We start from the raw sequence: 16,760 nt of genomic DNA, 5'->3' as shown, positions 1-16,760 counted from the left end.
TGCGGGGACTCCCTCGCCACAGATTGGTGTTCGCCTTGATAACGCATCAGGACAGTCGCCACCGTGCAAATCTCGGTCGCTACAGTTCGCTTTCAGCCTCTCGACGCTGCGTAATGTTCTGGGCACGGTGCACGAAGACACCGACCCCTGACAATAATCTGCCGCGCGAGAAAGCTCCCTATGACAAGCATCAAAGGTTTGTTCACCCGCTGTCTCTCAATCCTCTGTGGCACTGCTCTTCTGAGCACCAGCGTTTTCGCCAACGACCCCGCTTCCTGCAAGACCGTACGCATGGGCGTGGTCAACTGGACCGACGTCATCGCCACCAGCGGCATGGCTGACGTATTGCTCAACGGCCTCGGCTACGAAAGCAAACAAACCAGTGCCGTGCAGCAAATCATCTTCGCCGGCATCCGCGACAAACGCCTCGATATCTTCCTCGGTTACTGGAAACCGGCGATGGATAAAAACATCGCGCCGTTCGTGGCCGCCAATCAAGTGAAGGTCATGGACAAACCGAGCCTCTCGGATGCCCAGGCGACCCTTGCCGTGCCTGACTATGTTGCGGCTGCCGGCCTGAAAACGTTCGCCGACATCGCCAGATTCAAGGATCAGCTCGGCGCCAAGATCTACGGCATCGAGCCGGGCAGCGGTGCCAACACCACGATAAAAACCATGATCGAGACCAATCAATTTGGCTTGAAGGACTTCAAACTGATCGAGTCCGGTGAGGCCGGCATGCTTGCCGCCGTTCAGCGGGCGGTCAATCGCAAGGAGTTTGTGGTGTTCGTCGGCTGGACCCCGCATCCGATGAACATCAACATGAACATCGCTTACCTGACCGGCAGCGAAGACGTCTACGGCCCGAACGAGGGAGCAGCGACCGTTTCCACCGTGACCGCGCCGGACTATGCCGAGCGTTGCCCGAACGTGAACCGCCTGCTGGAAAACCTGACCTTTACCGCGGCTCAGGAAAGTCAGTTGATGGTGCCGATCATGGAGCGCAAGACACCGCAGGATGTTGCCAAACAGTGGCTGCGTGATCATCCCGAAGATCTTCAGCGCTGGCTGGCGGGTGTCAGCAGTGTTGATGGCAAGGAGGGTGTGGCAACCGTTCAGGCCAGTTTGAAGAACTGATCACCATTTTTCGGAAAGTACGCTGTCTGTGGCGAGGGAGCTTGCTCCCGTTCGGCGGCACAGCCGTCGTAAACCCGGCTGGTCGGGCGTATCTAATAAAACTGGGTTGAGTGGTTTGGGGGCTGCTACGCAGCCCAGCGGGAGCAAGCTCCCTCGCCACAGAACTGAGTTCCAATCCCTAACCGTTGACTGACTGGCTGCAGGCTCATGGCTTTTTACCCTCTCTCTGAACACATGGCGGCTTTCGTCGAGAAAACCCTCAGCTTCAACAGCACCGACAGCAGTCTCACCGGTTTGCGTCAGGCCTACAGCGAGATGTGCCAGGCGTTTACCCCGCCCCGTCCCGCGGGGCTTGAGGTGATCGATTTCGAATTGGCTGGAGTGGCGGTGCGCGCCTGGCAACCGTCGGTCAAACCAACGACCAGCGGTTGGCCGTGCATTGTGTACCTGCACGGCGGCGGTTGGGTGGTGGGGGATCTGGATTCTCACGCCTTCATCTGTGCCGAGTTGGCATCAGCGCTCGGCGTGTTGGTGATCGCCGTCGATTATCGGCTGGCGCCGGAGCATCCGTTTCCGGCGGCGTTCGATGACTGTCTGAGTGTCTGGCGCGCGTTGCGCACAGGACCGTTTCGGCTCGACCCAGCGCGGACCCTGGTGGCAGGCGACAGCGCTGGTGGCAATCTCGCTGCCGCGTTGTGCCTTGCTTTGCGCGATGCCGGTGAGCCAATGCCATGCGCGCAGGTTCTGATCTATCCGGGCCTGGGCGGTGATCACCGATTGCCGTCGCGCAGCGAATGCGCCGATGCGCCATTGCTCAGCAGCAGCGATCTGGATTGTTATCACGCGTTGTATTTAGGCAGAGCCCGACAACCGGGTGCCTATGCGATGCCCTTGCTCGCCGACGATTTCAGCGGTCTGCCACCGGCGTTGATTGCCGCGGCGCAGTTCGACCCACTGCGCGATGACGGCGTGCTTTACGCCGAGCGACTCAACGCCGCCGGCGTGAGCGCAACGCTTTATTATGGGGAAGGACTGGTTCACGGCTGTTTGCGGGCGCGGGGGCAGGTCGCCGAAGTCGACCGACTCTATGAAACCCTGCTCGGCTATCTGGCTGAGACGACGGGCTGACAAACGCTGACGCTGCAAGGGGCATGCTCATTGAAGTAATTCGGGTTTATGATGCCGGACGGCAGAATAATAGAAGTCCCCCCAGGGATGACCTCGACCCCTTACGGAGCGCGCAATGCAGACTTTGTACCCGCAGATCAAACCCCACGCCCGGCACGATCTGGCCGTCGATAAAACCCACACGCTGTATGTCGACGAAAGCGGTTCGCCAGAAGGTTTGCCGGTGGTGTTCATCCACGGCGGCCCTGGCGCCGGGTGTGATGCCCAGAGCCGTCGGTATTTCGATCCGAACCTGTATCGCATTGTCACCTTCGACCAGCGTGGTTGCGGTCGCTCCACGCCCCACGCCAGCCTGGAAAACAACACCACCTGGGATCTGGTCGCCGACCTCGAGCGGATTCGCAAGCACCTGGGCATCGACAAATGGTTGCTGTTCGGCGGCTCCTGGGGTTCGACCCTGGCCCTGGCCTACGCGCAAACCCATCCGGAACGCGTGCTCGGTTTGATTCTGCGCGGGATTTTTCTCTGTCGTCCCCAGGAAATCGAGTGGTTCTACCAGTGTGGCGCCAGTCGCCTGTTTCCCGATTACTGGCAGGACTACATCGCGCCGATCCCGCAGGATGAACGCCACGACTTGCTCTCGGCGTTCCACAAACGCCTGGTCGGCAACGATCAGATCGCCCAGATGCACGCGGCCAAGGCCTGGTCCATGTGGGAAGGCCGCACCGCCACCTTGCGGCCGAATCCGCTGGTGGTCGACCGCTTCTCCGAGCCTCAGCGTGCGTTGTCCATCGCCCGTATCGAGTGCCACTACTTCACCAACAATGCTTTCCTCGAGCCGAACCAACTGATTCGAGACATGGACAAGATCGCCCACCTGCCCGGCGTCATCGTCCATGGTCGTTACGACGTGATCTGTCCGCTGGACAACGCCTGGGAACTGCATCAGGCCTGGCCGAACAGCGAATTGCAGGTGATTCGCGACGCCGGCCATGCGGCGTCCGAATCGGGTATCACCGATGCCTTGGTACGCGCCGCTGATCTGATGGCCCGCCGTATGCTCAACTTGTCGCCTGACGAAGCATGAAGGGCTTGCTGCAACGCGTGCGTGGCGCGCGAGTCGAAGTTGCGGGAGAGGTGGTTGGGGCGATAGATCAGGGCTTGCTGGTGCTGGTGGCGGTCGAGCCCGACGATACGCGGGCCAGCGCCGACAAACTTCTGCATAAACTGCTTAACTATCGAGTATTCAGCGACGCCGAGGGCAAGATGAATCTGTCCTTGGCGGACGTAGGCGGTGGGTTGCTGTTGGTCTCACAGTTCACCCTGGCCGCCGACACCAAAAACGGGTTGCGCCCCAGTTTTTCGACTGCGGCTCCTCCGGCTTTGGGCGAAGAGTTGTTCGACTATCTATTGGGCAAAGCGAAACAGGTGCATGGCACTGTGGCATCAGGTAGATTCGGCGCGGATATGCAGGTGCACCTGGTCAATGATGGCCCGGTAACCTTCCTGTTACAGACGTGAAAGCGCTTGAAACATCTTTTTAAGTGCATTTCGACTGAAAACGGGAGCTTTTCCCGATAAATACTTGGTTCCCCCTGATGCGTTGTAACGCGGCCTACTAGATAATCGCGCGCTACGGGGATCAGCGTTCGTTGGTCCGTTTTGACTTAGGTAGAGACTTGTCCGGGACCTGTTGGGGAATCATTTTGCCCCATAGGAGTCGGAACAATGCTCGCCAACTTGGCAAGAGTCGTTCGCAGGGTCGGTTTTTTTCCACCGCACACCGTGCTGGCACTTTAACTGGCCGTTGGTTTTTTGATCTGTTTTCGGCGAGGGTTGCTCGTGATTGTTAGTCCCTGTAATGCACCAAAATTGTCTGCCAAACGGTTTCGAAGCGCTCTGGTAGCAGGCTCTGCACTGCTCTGCCTGTTCAGCGCCGGCCAACTTTGGGCATTCAATCTGGATGACGTATCGGTCAAGGCAAAAGAGCTGGCCGGGCAAAAATACGAAGCCCCGCGCAGTAACCTGCCGAATGAATTTCGCGAGATGAAATTCGCGGACTATCAAAAAATTCGGTTCCTCACTGAAAAGGCCGAATGGGCGAACCAGAAAACCCCATTCAAGCTGTCGTTCTATCACCAGGGTATGCACTTCGATACGCCGGTGAAAATCAACGAAATCACGGCCAACACCGTCGAAGAGATCAAATACGACCCAAGTCGTTTCGATTTCGGCGACGTGAAGTTCGATCCTAAAGCCACCGAACAGCTGGGTTATGCCGGTTTCCGTGTGCTGTACCCGATCAACAAGGCCGACAAGCAAGACGAAATCATGACCATGCTCGGCGCGAGTTATTTCCGCGTCATCGGCAAGGGGCAAACCTACGGGCTGTCCGCTCGCGGCATGGCCATTGATACCGCGTTGCCATCCGGCGAAGAGTTCCCGCGCTTCACCGAGTTCTGGATTCAACAGCCCAAACCGGGCGACAAGCACCTGGTGATCTTCGCCCTGCTGGATTCGCCGCGTGCCACCGGTGCCTATCGCCTGACCGTGCGTCCGGGCAGCGACACGGTCGTCGACGTCAAGGCCAAGATGTTCCTGCGTGACAAGGTCACCAAGCTCGGCGTTGCGCCGCTGACCAGCATGTTCCTGTTCGGCGCCAACCAGCCGTCGAAAGTGCTGAACTACCGTCGCGAGCTGCACGATTCCAGCGGCCTGTCGATCCATGCCGGCAACGGCGAATGGATCTGGCGCCCACTGAACAATCCGAAACACCTGGCGGTGAGCAACTTCTCGATCGAGAACCCGCGCGGTTTCGGCTTGCTGCAACGTGGCCGTGACTTCAGTCACTACGAAGACCTCGATGACCGCTACGACAAGCGCCCAAGTGCCTGGATCGAACCGAAAGGCGATTGGGGCAAAGGCTCCGTCGATCTGGTAGAGATTCCTACGGCCGACGAAACCAACGACAATATCGTCGCTTTCTGGAGTCCGGAAAAACTGCCTGAGCCTGGCCAGTCCCTGGACGTTGCCTACCGCATGCACTGGACTCTCGACGAAGCCTCCCTGCATTCGCCGGACAGCGCCTGGGTTCAACAGACCCTGCGTTCCACGGGTGACGTCAAGCAGTCGAACCTGATTCGTCAGCCGGACGGCAGCGTGGCCTATCTGGTGGATTTCCAGGGCCCGTCCCTGCAAGTGCTGCCGGAAGATGCTGAAGTGCGCAGCCAGGTGAGCGTTGGCGACAACGCAGAACTGGTCGAGAACAGCGTCCGCTACAACCCTGAAACCAAGGGCTGGCGCCTGACTTTGCGGATGAAGATCAAGGATCCGGGCAAGGCCACCGAAATGCGCGCTGCGCTGGTCAAGACCATCACGCCTGCCGAGGCACTCAAGACCACGGCACCAGCGTCCAGTTCTTCCGTTGCCAAGGCCGACAAGATCGCCGCCCGACAGCAAGAGAAGAAGGACAAGGAAGCCAAGCAGGCTGAAGCACAAGCCCAGCAAGTCAAGGACACCAAGGACAAGGACAACAAAGACGCCAAGCAGCCTGTCGCTGCCGAAGCGGCCCCAGCCACAACGGAATCGGCACCGACTGAACAAGTCCTGACCGAGACCTGGAGCTATCAGTTGCCCGCCGATGAGTAATTCACACGTACAGCCACAAACGCTTGCCGAGTACCTGGCGCATTTGCCGATGAGCGACGAGCAGCGCGCGGAACTCGCGGGCTGCAAGTCTTTCAGTGAACTGCACGAACGTCTGTCGTCCTCGACGTTCGACGCGCCGACCGAGGCTGCTCAAGCCTCGGTCGGCCGGCGCCTGACCCTGAACTCCGCCGAAGAACTGGCGGACGCGGAAATGCTGGTGCTCGACGCCAGTGGCCGGGTTTGCCTGAAGGCAACCCCACCGATCCGTCGGACCAAAGTCGTGCCGGAGCCGTGGCGCACCAATATTCTGGTGCGTGGCTGGCGTCGGCTGACCGGTCGCACCAATCCGCCAGCACCGCCGAAAGATGAGAACGTGCTGCCGGCAGCTCGCTGGCGCACCGTCGGTTCGATCCGCCGCTACATCCTTCTGGTGCTGATGCTCGGTCAGACGATCGTCGCTGGCTGGTACATGAAAGGCATCATGCCGTACCAGGGCTGGTCGTTCGTCGATCTTGAAGAGGTCCTGCATCAACCTCTGAGCCAAACCGCCACGCAAGTGCTGCCATATGCCTTGCAAACCAGCATTCTGATTATGTTCGGGATTCTGTTCTGCTGGGTTTCGGCCGGTTTCTGGACTGCGCTGATGGGCTTCCTCGAGTTGATCACCGGCCGCGACAAGTACCGCATTTCCGGTGCCAGTGCCGGCGATGAGCCGATCGCCAAGGACGCACGCACCGCACTGGTGATGCCGATCTGCAACGAAGACGTGCCGCGGGTGTTCGCCGGTTTGCGGGCGACCTTCGAATCGGTGGCGGCCTCGGGTAACCTGGATCGCTTCGACTTTTTCGTACTCAGCGACAGTAACGACGCCGATATCTGCGTTGCCGAGCAACAGGCCTGGCTGGATGTCTGCCGTGAAGCCAAGGGCTTCGGCAAAATCTTCTATCGTCGCCGTCGCCGCCGCGTAAAACGTAAAAGCGGCAACCTCGACGATTTCTGCCGTCGTTGGGGCGGTGACTACAAGTACATGGTCGTGCTCGACGCCGACAGCGTGATGAGCGGCGAATGCCTGAGCAGTCTGGTGCGCCTGATGGAAGCCACGCCGGACGCCGGGATCATCCAGACCGCGCCGCGTGCGTCGGGCATGGACACCCTTTATGCGCGTATGCAGCAGTTCGCCACGCGTGTGTACGGTCCGCTGTTCACTGCCGGTCTGCACTTCTGGCAGTTGGGCGAATCCCACTACTGGGGTCACAACGCGATTATCCGTATGAAGCCGTTCATCGAGCACTGCGCCCTGGCGCCGTTGCCCGGTAAAGGCGCATTTGCCGGTGCGATTCTGTCCCACGACTTCGTCGAAGCTGCGCTGATGCGCCGTGCCGGCTGGGGCGTGTGGATTGCCTACGACTTGCCGGGCAGCTACGAAGAACTACCGCCGAACCTGCTGGACGAACTCAAGCGTGACCGTCGCTGGTGCCACGGTAACCTGATGAACTTCCGGCTGTTCCTGGTAAAAGGCATGCACCCGGTGCACCGTGCGGTGTTCCTCACCGGCGTGATGTCGTACCTGTCTGCGCCGTTGTGGTTCTTGTTCCTGGTGTTGTCGACGGCCTTGCTGGCGGTCAACACGTTGATGGAGCCGCAATACTTCCTGGAACCGCGCCAGCTCTATCCACTGTGGCCACAATGGCAGCCGGACAAGGCAATTGCGTTGTTCTCGACGACCATCGTGCTGCTGTTCCTGCCGAAGTTGCTGAGCATCATCCTGATCTGGGCCAAGGGCGCGAAAGAGTTCGGTGGCAAGTTCAAGGTGACGCTGTCGATGCTGCTGGAGATGTTGTTCTCCATGCTGCTGGCCCCGGTGCGGATGATCTTCCACACCCGTTTCGTACTCGCCGCGTTCCTCGGCTGGGCCGCGACCTGGAACTCACCACAACGTGACGATGATTCGACGCCATGGAGCGAAGCGGTCAAACGCCACGGTCCGCAAACCTTGCTGGGCTTCTTCTGGGCACTGTTGGTGATCTGGCTGAACCCGAGCTTCCTCTGGTGGCTGGTGCCAATTGTCGGTTCGCTGATGCTGTCGATCCCGGTATCGGTGATCTCCAGCCGTGTCGGCCTGGGTCTCAAGTCCCGGGACGAAAGCCTGTTCCTGATCCCTGAGGAATACAATCCGCCACAGGCGTTGCTGGCAACCGACCAGTACACCCACGAAAACCGTTGGCATGCGCTGAACGACGGCTTCGTCCGGGCAGTGGTCGATCCACAGCAGAACGCCTTGGCGTGCGCGCTGGCGACATCCCGTCACCGTCAGGCCGAGCCAATCGAATGGCTGCGTATCGAGCGGGTTCGCCATGCGATGAAGGTCGGGCCTGCCGGGCTGGCCAACGAGGAGCGCGTGGCCCTGCTGAGCGATCCGGTGGCGCTGGGTCGCCTGCATGAGCAGGTCTGGAGCGAAGGCCATGCCGAGTGGTTGCAAGCCTGGCGCACATCGGTGGATGCCGATCCCCATGCGCCGCTGTTGCCGCTCAAGCCTGTGAGCGTGCAGCCTCAGTTGGCATAACGAAAAACCCCGCGAAAGCGGGGTTTTTTTTTGTGCTGATGATCTGCGTGGGAATGCCTCATTCGACGCCCTGCGTCCGCTCTCGGGACGCGGAGCGTCCCCGGCTGCATTCCCCGCAGAGCGTGGGGACGATCAAACAAATCCCGCTCAACCCCTTGTGCAAACGAACGAGTGCGTTAGCATCCGTCCCCGAATTGGGCGCCCGGACAACTTTCTGTTCGTATCTGCCGGTTTCTAAAGGGAAACCGGCAGTTTGCGTGCCTCACAACGCGATGGTTTTGGGGACTTGATGATGAAGAAGTATCTCTCGATGCTGCTGGTCGGCGTCACGGCATTGGTTGCAGTCAACGCGGCGCAGGCCGGTGCCATCGATGACGCGGTCAAGCGCGGCACGCTGAAGGTCGGCATGGACCCGACCTACATGCCGTTCGAAATGACCAACAAGCGCGGCGAGATCATCGGCTTCGAAGTCGACATCCTCAAAGCCATGACCAAAGCCATGGGCGTCAAGCTGGAGCTGGTGTCCACCGGCTACGATGGCATCATCCCGGCCCTGCTGACCGACAAGTTCGACATGATCGGCAGCGGTATGACCCTGACCCAGGAGCGCAACCTGCGCCTGAACTTCAGCGAACCTTTCATCGTGGTCGGCCAGACGCTGCTGATCCGCAAAGAGCTGGAAGGCACCATCAAGTCCTATAAAGACTTGAATACCGCCGATTACCGCATCACCTCCAAGCTCGGCACCACCGGCGAGATGGTCGCCAAAAAACTCATTTCCAAAGCCAAGTACCACGGCTACGACAACGAGCAGGAAGCGGTGCTCGACGTGGTCAACGGCAAGGCCGACGCCTTCATCTACGACGCGCCTTACAACGTTGTGGCGGTGAACAAGGTCGGTAACGGCAAACTGGTGTTCCTCGACAAGCCGTTCACCTACGAGCCGCTGGCTTTCGGCCTGAAGAAGGGTGATTACGACAGCATCAACTTCATCAACAACTTCCTGCACCAGATCCACGAAGACGGCACCTACGATCGCATCCATGACAAGTGGTTCAAAGACACCGCTTGGCTTAAGGATATGGAGTAAGGCTGACTGTTGGCGGCCGGTCAGATAAACCGCGTCGCCCCCAATCGCGGGCAAGCCCGCTCCCACAGGGTAGGCGCCGAACACAAAAGTTGTGTTCAGTCAGATCAACTGTGGGAGCGGGCTTGCCCGCGATGACGGCCTCCCAGGCAATACAAATCCCGGAACTTGCAATGAAACATAAAAAAGCCCAATGGCCGTGGCACGTGTTGACCGTGCTGGTGCTGATCGGCCTGGCTGGCGCGTTGTATTACGCCACCTCGCTGATGTCCTACGAATGGCGCTGGAATCGCGTGCCGCAGTACTTCGCCTACCACGCCGAAGAATCCCAGCGTGCGGCAGACATATCCACTGTCAGCGAACTGGTGCACAAGGGCGATAAAGCCGAAGTCACCCTGCGCAATGATGCCGGGGACGAGCAGCACCTGACGGTCGACGACAACAGCCTGCAAGTCGCTCAAGGCGATGATGTGGCCGAAGGCGACGTGATTGGTGTAACTCGCCATTGGGCCGCAGGACCACTGATGTGGGGGCTCTGGACCACCTTGTGGTTGTCCATGGTGTCTGGTGTGCTTGGCCTGCTGATCGGCCTTGTCACCGGCCTCTGCCGTCTGTCGAACAACCCGACCCTTCGTGACCTCTCGACGATCTACGTCGAACTGGTGCGCGGTACGCCGCTGCTGGTACAGATTTTCATTTTCTACTTCTTCATCGGCACCGTGATGAACCTCTCCCGGGAGTTCGCCGGGATCGCCGCGCTGTCGCTGTTCACCGGTGCCTATGTGGCGGAGATCATCCGTTCCGGCGTGCAATCGATTGCACGCGGCCAGAACGAAGCCGCACGTTCGCTGGGTCTGAGTGCCGGCCAGTCGATGCGCCACGTGGTGCTGCCGCAAGCGTTCAAACGCGTTCTGCCGCCGCTGGCCGGGCAATTCATCAGTCTGGTCAAGGACACCTCACTGGTGTCGGTGATTGCGATTACCGAGCTGCTGAAAAGCGGTCGTGAAGTTATCACCACCTCGTTCTCGCCGTTCGAAATCCTGTTCTGCGTGGCCGGGCTGTACCTGTTGATCAACCTGCCGCTGTCGAAAATCGCCAGCCGGCTTGAGCGGAGGCTCGCGCAAAGTGATTGAAGTCCGCGACCTGGTAAAAGTCTTCGACACCCGTGGCCAAGTGGTTCGCGCGGTGGATAACGTCACCACCCAGGTGGCCAAGGGCGAAGTGCTGGTGGTGATCGGCCCGTCCGGTTCCGGCAAGTCGACCTTCCTCCGTTGCCTGAATGGCCTGGAAGAGTTCGACTCGGGCTCGGTGAGCATTGACGGTTTGCAATTGGCCGACCCGAAAACCGACGTCAACGCCTATCGCCGCGAAGTCGGCATGGTGTTCCAGCATTTCAACCTGTTCCCGCACATGACCGTGCTGGAAAACCTCTGCCTGGCGCAGAAAGTCGTGCGCAAGCGTGGCAAGAAGGAGCGCGAGGCCAAGGCGCTGGCGTTGTTGGAAAAGGTCGGTATCGCGCAGAAGGCCAACGAATTTCCGTCACGCCTGTCCGGTGGTCAGCAACAGCGTGTGGCTATCGCCCGGGCATTGGCGATGGAGCCGAAGGTCATGCTGTTCGATGAGCCGACTTCGGCGCTCGACCCGGAAATGGTCGGTGAAGTGCTGGATGTGATGAAAACCCTGGCCGTGGAAGGCATGACCATGGTCTGCGTCACCCATGAAATGGGCTTCGCTCGGGAAGTGGCGGATCGGGTGCTGTTCTTCGATCACGGCAAACTGCTGGAAGACGCCTCACCGGCCGAATTCTTCGATGCGCCGAAGGATCCGCGGGCGCAGGCATTTTTGCGGCAGGTTCTCTGACGGCGGCGACCTTACTACCGCCATCGCGGGCAAGCCCGCTCCCACAGGAGTAGCGTGTTGAACACATTACCTGTGAACAACAGAGATCCTTGTGGGAGCGGGCTTGCCCGCGATGGCATCACCTCGGTCCCAAGCGACTGAGGTCATTGAATCGCCTTAAACCTTGAACCGCCCCACCAGCATCTGCAAATGCGTCCCCAACCGCGCCAGCTCGACGCTGGAGGCCGCGGTTTCTTCGCTGGCGGCCGAGGTCTGCTCGGACACATCACGCACGTTCAGTACGCTGCGGTTGATCTCTTCGGCCACCGCGCTCTGTTGCTCGGCAGCGGCGGCGATCTGCTGGTTCATCGACTGGATTGCCGACACGGTGCGGGTGATGCTTTCCAGCGAGCTGCCGGCGCGGCGGGTCAGTTCGACGCTGCTGTCGGTCAGGCTGCGGCTGTTGTCCATGATGGTCGCGACTTGCTGAGTGCCGGTTTGCAGGCCGACGATCAACTCTTCGATTTCTTCGGTGGACTTCTGGGTGCGCTGGGCCAGGCTGCGGACTTCGTCAGCGACCACCGCAAAACCGCGCCCGGCTTCACCGGCGCGGGCGGCTTCGATGGCGGCGTTGAGCGCCAGCAGGTTGGTTTGCTGGGCCACGGACTTGATCACGTCGAGCACGCTGCCGATCTTGTCGCTTTCGCGTTTCAGATGCCCCATGGCTTCGGTGGAGTTACCGACTTCGGTCGCCAGGCGTTCGATCTGGGCGATGGCTTCGCCAACCACCTTGTCACCCTCGCGGGCCTGCTGGTCGGCGGCAACGGCGGCTTCGGACGCTTCTTCGGCGTTGCGCGCGACTTCCTGCACGGTGGCAGTCATTTCGTGCATGGCGGTGGCCACCTGATCGGTCTCGACCTTCTGGCTGTTGACCCCGGCGCTGGTCTGCTCGGTGACGGCGGACAGCTCTTCAGCGGCGCTGGCGATTTGGGTCACGCCATCGCTGATGCCACCGATCAATTCTCGCAGGCCCAGGGTCATGCTCTGCATGGCGCGCTGTAGCTGACCCAGTTCGTCCTGACGTTCGGAGATGAGATTGTGAGTCAGGTCGCCCGCGGCGACACGCTCGGCCACTTTGAGGGTCTGGCTCAGGGGGATGACGATCTGGCGAGTGATGGCCCAGGCCGCGAACAAACCAAAGGCCGATGCCAGGACCGTAGCCATCAGCAGCAAGTTTTTGGCATGCGCTGTGTCGGTGTCACGTACGACAGTTTGCGAGACGGTGAGCTTTTTGCTGGTGTCTAACAGGATGTCGCCTTGCGCGCTCATGCGTTTGAGGGCGGCAGCGCTGGCGACCTGGGAGTCGCGGAATTGGCTGACGGCCGCGCGATAAGCTTTGAGCGAGTCGGTCGCTTGTTGCAGGTTGGCGATGTGTTGTTCCGGCAGTTGAGACGGCAGGTTTTCGAGGTATTTCAGGGCGTTGCCGATGGCGTCCAGCGCCGGCTGCTCAGCCTCGGGCTTGCCGCTGTAGGTGTAACCGCGGACCTGGAAACGCGCTTGCTGGATCAGTTTGCTCAGGTCGATCACGCTGTTGAACTGAGCGACGCTGTCCCCTTGCAGCAGGGATTTTTCGACTTCAGCGACCCGGGCCACGGCGTTATCGGCGGTGGCGCCCAGTTTGCTGCGAGCATCTTCACGGGTGGCGGTGGCCTGAGTCATATCAGCGAAGGCGCGTTTGTACTCGCTGACCGCGGCCAATTGCTGGTCGATCATGGCCACGTCGGCAGGCTGTTCGATCAGCGTACGGGCGGTTTTCAGGCCGGTATCAAGTTGGCCGATCAGTTCGTTGACGGCGCCCGGGCCTTGTTCGCCACGGCGCATTTCGTAATCCAGGCGGGCAAGGCGCAGGTCTTTGGTCAACTCATTGAGGCTGGAAATAAACCCAAGCGTATCGCCACGGCTGATCACACCGCTCAGACCGGTCCAGCCGGTGAAGGTGATCAACAAGGTCAGGAGCAGCACCAGACCGAAGCCGACACCCAGTTTGCGATTGACGCTTACATTTCCCAGTTTCTCGGCCAGCCATCGGTACATGCTGCTACTCCCTCGGACCATTAATCGGTTTTATGGAGACTGTATCGGCCGGCAGACGAGATTCTGTAGGCGCGGCGCAATGCTCGGGCGGCGAGGGGGTTTGCCCTAATGTTAAGAAATTTGAGCGACGAATATCCTGTAGGAGCGAGGCTTGCCCGCGAAGAATGCACCGCGGTTTTTCAGGCATGACGCGTCATCGTTCTTCGCGGGCAAGCCTCGCTCCTACAGGTTGCCCCGTCGCCACAGGTAGGGTGTTTGACGTTAGAACAGGCGCGAGAGCAGCGCGGTGACGGCGGTTTCGACTCGCAGGATGCGGTCGCCAAGTTGCACCGGTTGCAGGCCGGCCTTGGCCAGCAAGTCGATTTCGTAGGGAATCCAGCCGCCTTCGGGGCCGATGGCCAAAGTCACGGGTTCGTCCAGGCCACGAGGGCAGGGCGGGTAGTTACCGGGATGGCCGACCAGCCCGAGGGTGCCTTCGGTAATGGCCGGTAGACGGTCTTCGACAAAAGGCTTGAAGCGCTTCTCGATGACGATCTCCGGCAACACGCTGTCCCGCGCCTGTTCAAGGCCCAGGATCAACTGCTCGCGAATCGCCTCGGGTTCCAGGAACGGGGTTTGCCAGAAGCTCTTCTCGACGCGATAGCTGTTCACCAGCACGATGCGCGGCACACCCATGGCGGCCACGGTCTGAAACACTCGGCGGAGCATTTTCGGTCGCGGCAGCGCCAGCACCAAAGTCAGTGGCAGCTTGGCCGGTGGCGGCTGGTCGAGGGTGACGCGCAACTCGGCCTCATCGGCGTCCAGGCGCAGTAACTCGGCCGAGCCCATCAAGCCACCGATACGCCCGACCCGCAGGCTGTCGCCAACCACCGAGCGATGGACTTCCTGCATGTGGGTCAACCGGCGATCGCGCAGGATCGCTCGGTCGGCCGCAATGAAGTCGGCCTCTTCTAGAAGCAGCAGGTTCACGCTTGGGTCGCTGGCGGCTGGTCGTTGTGATCGTCAGCCGGCTGGTCGTCCGGATGCTCGCCACGCTTGCTGATCAGGCTGCCGAACAGGATGCCGATTTCGAACAGCAACCACATCGGAACAGCCAGCAGCGTCTGCGAGAAGATGTCCGGCGGCGTCAGGATCATGCCGACCACGAAGCAGCCGATGATCACGTACGGGCGAATTTTCTTCAGGTAGGCGACGTTGACCACGCCGATCCACACCAGCAGCACCACTGCTACCGGAATCTCGAACGCCACGCCGAAGGCGAAGAACAGCGTCATGACGAAATCGAGGTAGCTGGTGATGTCAGTCATCATTTCCACGCCGGCCGGGGTGGCGGCGGCGAAGAACTTGAAGATTAGCGGGAACACCAGGAAATAGGCGAAGGCCATGCCGGTGTAGAACAGCAGAATGCTGGACACCAGCAATGGCACCGCGATGCGCTTCTCATGTTTGTACAGGCCCGGCGCGATGAAGCCCCAGATCTGGTGCAGGATCACCGGGATCGCCAGGAACAGCGAGACCATCATCGTCAGCTTCAGCGGCGTCAGGAACGGCGACGACACGTCGGTGGCGATCATCGTCGCGCCAGCCGGCAGGTACTGGCGCAGCGGCGTGGAGACGAAGGTGTAGATCTGCTGGGTGAAGGCGAACAGCCCGGCAAAAATGATGAACACCGCCACGACACAACGCAGCAGGCGAGTGCGCAACTCGGTGAGGTGCGAAACCAGCGGCATATGCTGGTCGTTTTCGGGGAGATCGCTCATGTGGCTCGCGGTGGCAATGTTGGGTCATGAGGGGCTGGCGCAACAGGCGTAGCCACGGGAGGAGCAGGCTCTACAGGCGCAACAACCGGTACGGTTTCAACGAATTTCACCGTTTCAGTCGGCATAACCTCGGCGGTTGGCGCATGAATCGTCTGCGTCGCTACAGGTTCCACCGGCGTCGGCTCCTGTTGAGTCGGCGTGAAGATCTTCCGCGCCTCCTGCTCCAGGGACAGAATGTGCTCGTTGTGCAGTTGCCGGCGAATCTCGTCGGCACCGATTTCACGTTCAACTTCCTGTTTGATCGCGTTGAAGCTGCGCTTCAGCCGCCCGACCCACAGGCCGGCGGTGCGCGCGGCACCCGGCAGACGCTCGGGACCCAGCACCAGCAGGGCGACGAGGCCGACGAGCAGCAGTTCAGAGAAGCTGATACCAAACATTAGTCTGTGCTCACACGTCTTTGCGGATCGGCTCTTCGACTTTTTGCGCCTGCACGTCGATGGTGTGCGGCGGGTTCACGGACTGTGTGGTCTGTGGCTGAACAGGTGGAACCGGTTGGGCCGGGGTCGCTGTCGGGTCGGCCGGTTTTTCGTCGTCGTTCATGGCTTTACGAAAGCCCTTGATCGACTCGCCCACGTCAGTGCCGAGGTTTTTCAGCTTCTTGGTGCCGAACACCAGCACCACGACAACCAGGATGACGACCCAGTGTTTCCAGTCAAAAATGCCCATGTTGCGTTCCTCTCCAATAGTTGTTCAGGCGGACGGGCGAGAGGCTTTCTCGGCGTGTCCGGACAGACCGAAGCGACGGTCCAGTTCATCGAGCACAGCCTGTGGATGCTGCCCCAGCTGGGCGAGCATGACCATGCTGTGGAACCACAAATCGGCGGTTTCGTAGATCACATCGCTGCAGTCACCGCTGATGGCGGCATCCTTGGCGGCAATGATGGTTTCGACCGACTCTTCGCCGACTTTTTCCAGAATCTTGTTCAAGCCCTTGTGGTACAGGCTGGCAACATACGAGCTGTCGGCGGCGGCGCCTTTGCGCTCTTCCAGCACCTGGGCCAGACGGGTCAGGGTGTCACTCATGGGTATGTCCTGCCGAGTAGATAGCGTGCGGGTCTTTAAGCACCGGGTCGACTGTTTTCCAGTCGCCGTTCTCGAAGACGCGGTAGAAGCAGCTCTGACGGCCGGTATGGCAGGCGATGTCGCCGATCTGCTCAACCATCAGGATGATCACGTCAGCGTCGCAGTCCAGGCGCATCTCATGCAGGGTTTGCACGTGGCCGGACTCTTCGCCCTTGCGCCATAGCTTGCCACGGGAACGTGACCAGTAAATGGCACGGTTCTCGGCGGCGGTCAATTCCAGTGCTTCGCGGTTCATCCAGGCCATCATCAGGACGCGTCCGGTCTTGTGATCCTGGGCAATCGCCGGCACCAGGCCATCGGCGTCCCACTTGATCTCGTCCAGCCAGTTTTTCATCTTCGACTCCGACGCGGGCTCTACTTC

16 protein-coding genes and 1 pseudogene are annotated in these 16,760 nt (G+C 60.2%); 9 read left to right on the top strand and 8 right to left on the bottom strand.

Annotated elements, in window-relative coordinates; all coding sequences use genetic code 11:
* Positions 1 to 189 precede the first annotated feature (189 nt).
* From PMI18_RS17875 to PMI18_RS17915, 9 genes are all read left to right on the top strand, one after another.
* A complete protein-coding gene (locus PMI18_RS17875) occupies positions 190 to 1,137 on the top strand; it encodes a choline ABC transporter substrate-binding protein (RefSeq protein ID WP_033036292.1) in 948 nt (315 codons plus the stop codon).
* Between the two features lie 207 nt (positions 1,138 to 1,344).
* Entirely contained in the window at positions 1,345 to 2,265 is a 921-nt protein-coding gene (locus PMI18_RS17880) for an alpha/beta hydrolase (RefSeq protein WP_007899303.1), read from the top strand.
* A 115-nt stretch (positions 2,266 to 2,380) separates the two neighbouring features.
* Positions 2,381 to 3,352 (top strand): prolyl aminopeptidase, encoded by a 972-nt coding sequence (pip, locus tag PMI18_RS17885; protein WP_007899297.1) that lies wholly within the window; start codon positions 2,381 to 2,383, stop codon positions 3,350 to 3,352.
* Entirely contained in the window at positions 3,349 to 3,786 is a 438-nt protein-coding gene (gene dtd / locus PMI18_RS17890; protein ID WP_007899295.1) for a D-aminoacyl-tRNA deacylase, read from the top strand. Before pip ends, dtd begins: the two co-directional genes overlap by 4 nt.
* Before the next feature lie 321 nt (positions 3,787 to 4,107).
* A complete protein-coding gene (locus PMI18_RS17895) occupies positions 4,108 to 5,913 on the top strand; it encodes a glucan biosynthesis protein G (RefSeq protein ID WP_007899293.1) in 1,806 nt (601 codons plus the stop codon).
* Positions 5,906 to 8,476 carry a glucans biosynthesis glucosyltransferase MdoH gene (mdoH, locus tag PMI18_RS17900; protein WP_007899291.1) on the top strand — a complete coding sequence of 857 codons (2,571 nt, stop codon included), beginning with the start codon at positions 5,906 to 5,908 and terminating at the stop codon, positions 8,474 to 8,476. Before PMI18_RS17895 ends, mdoH begins: the two co-directional genes overlap by 8 nt.
* A 292-nt stretch (positions 8,477 to 8,768) precedes the next feature.
* The gene (locus PMI18_RS17905; RefSeq protein ID WP_007899288.1) at positions 8,769 to 9,566 is read left to right on the top strand and encodes a transporter substrate-binding domain-containing protein; all 798 of its coding nucleotides are present in this window, start codon (positions 8,769 to 8,771) and stop codon (positions 9,564 to 9,566) included.
* Between the two features lie 170 nt (positions 9,567 to 9,736).
* Positions 9,737 to 10,696: an amino acid ABC transporter permease gene (locus PMI18_RS17910; RefSeq protein WP_033036288.1), complete on the top strand. Its 960-nt coding sequence runs from the start codon at positions 9,737 to 9,739 to the stop codon at positions 10,694 to 10,696.
* A complete protein-coding gene (locus tag PMI18_RS17915; RefSeq protein ID WP_007899285.1) occupies positions 10,689 to 11,423 on the top strand; it encodes an amino acid ABC transporter ATP-binding protein in 735 nt (244 codons plus the stop codon). Before PMI18_RS17910 ends, PMI18_RS17915 begins: the two co-directional genes overlap by 8 nt.
* Before the next feature lie 156 nt (positions 11,424 to 11,579).
* On the opposite strand, the gene PMI18_RS31880 is transcribed toward PMI18_RS17915, so the two are convergent.
* The 8 genes and pseudogenes from PMI18_RS31880 to hisI all read right to left on the bottom strand — a co-directional run bounded on the left by PMI18_RS31880 (position 11,580) and on the right by hisI (position 16,733).
* Positions 11,580 to 12,293, bottom strand: a complete 714-nt coding sequence (locus tag PMI18_RS31880) for a methyl-accepting chemotaxis protein (protein ID WP_409999800.1) — start codon at positions 12,291 to 12,293, stop codon at positions 11,580 to 11,582.
* Positions 12,294 to 12,437: 144 nt separating this feature from the next.
* Positions 12,438 to 13,496: pseudogene (locus PMI18_RS31875) on the bottom strand (methyl-accepting chemotaxis protein); the annotation flags it as partial.
* A 261-nt stretch (positions 13,497 to 13,757) separates the two neighbouring features.
* Entirely contained in the window at positions 13,758 to 14,465 is a 708-nt protein-coding gene (locus tag PMI18_RS17925; RefSeq protein WP_007899283.1) for a 16S rRNA (uracil(1498)-N(3))-methyltransferase, read from the bottom strand.
* Entirely contained in the window at positions 14,462 to 15,256 is a 795-nt protein-coding gene (gene tatC / locus PMI18_RS17930; protein WP_007899282.1) for a twin-arginine translocase subunit TatC, read from the bottom strand. Before tatC ends, PMI18_RS17925 begins: the two co-directional genes overlap by 4 nt.
* On the bottom strand, positions 15,253 to 15,693 hold the full coding sequence (gene tatB, locus PMI18_RS17935) for a Sec-independent protein translocase protein TatB (RefSeq protein WP_007899281.1): 441 nt from the start codon (positions 15,691 to 15,693) through the stop codon (positions 15,253 to 15,255). The genes tatC and tatB overlap by 4 nt, the downstream gene beginning before the upstream one ends.
* A gap of 10 nt (positions 15,694 to 15,703) precedes the next feature.
* Entirely contained in the window at positions 15,704 to 15,982 is a 279-nt protein-coding gene (locus PMI18_RS17940) for a twin-arginine translocase TatA/TatE family subunit (RefSeq protein WP_007899280.1), read from the bottom strand.
* Positions 15,983 to 16,006: 24 nt separating this feature from the next.
* Positions 16,007 to 16,339, bottom strand: a complete 333-nt coding sequence (locus tag PMI18_RS17945) for a phosphoribosyl-ATP diphosphatase (protein WP_007899279.1) — start codon at positions 16,337 to 16,339, stop codon at positions 16,007 to 16,009.
* Positions 16,332 to 16,733 (bottom strand): phosphoribosyl-AMP cyclohydrolase, encoded by a 402-nt coding sequence (hisI, locus tag PMI18_RS17950; protein ID WP_007899278.1) that lies wholly within the window; start codon positions 16,731 to 16,733, stop codon positions 16,332 to 16,334. The genes PMI18_RS17945 and hisI overlap by 8 nt, the downstream gene beginning before the upstream one ends.
* Positions 16,734 to 16,760: the final 27 nt, after the last annotated feature.

The organism is Pseudomonas sp. GM102 (genome assembly GCF_000282555.1).
Lineage (GTDB): Bacteria > Pseudomonadota > Gammaproteobacteria > Pseudomonadales > Pseudomonadaceae > Aquipseudomonas.
The sequence above is the reverse complement of the archived record's forward strand: the minus strand, read 5'-3'. Positions and strand labels throughout refer to the sequence as shown.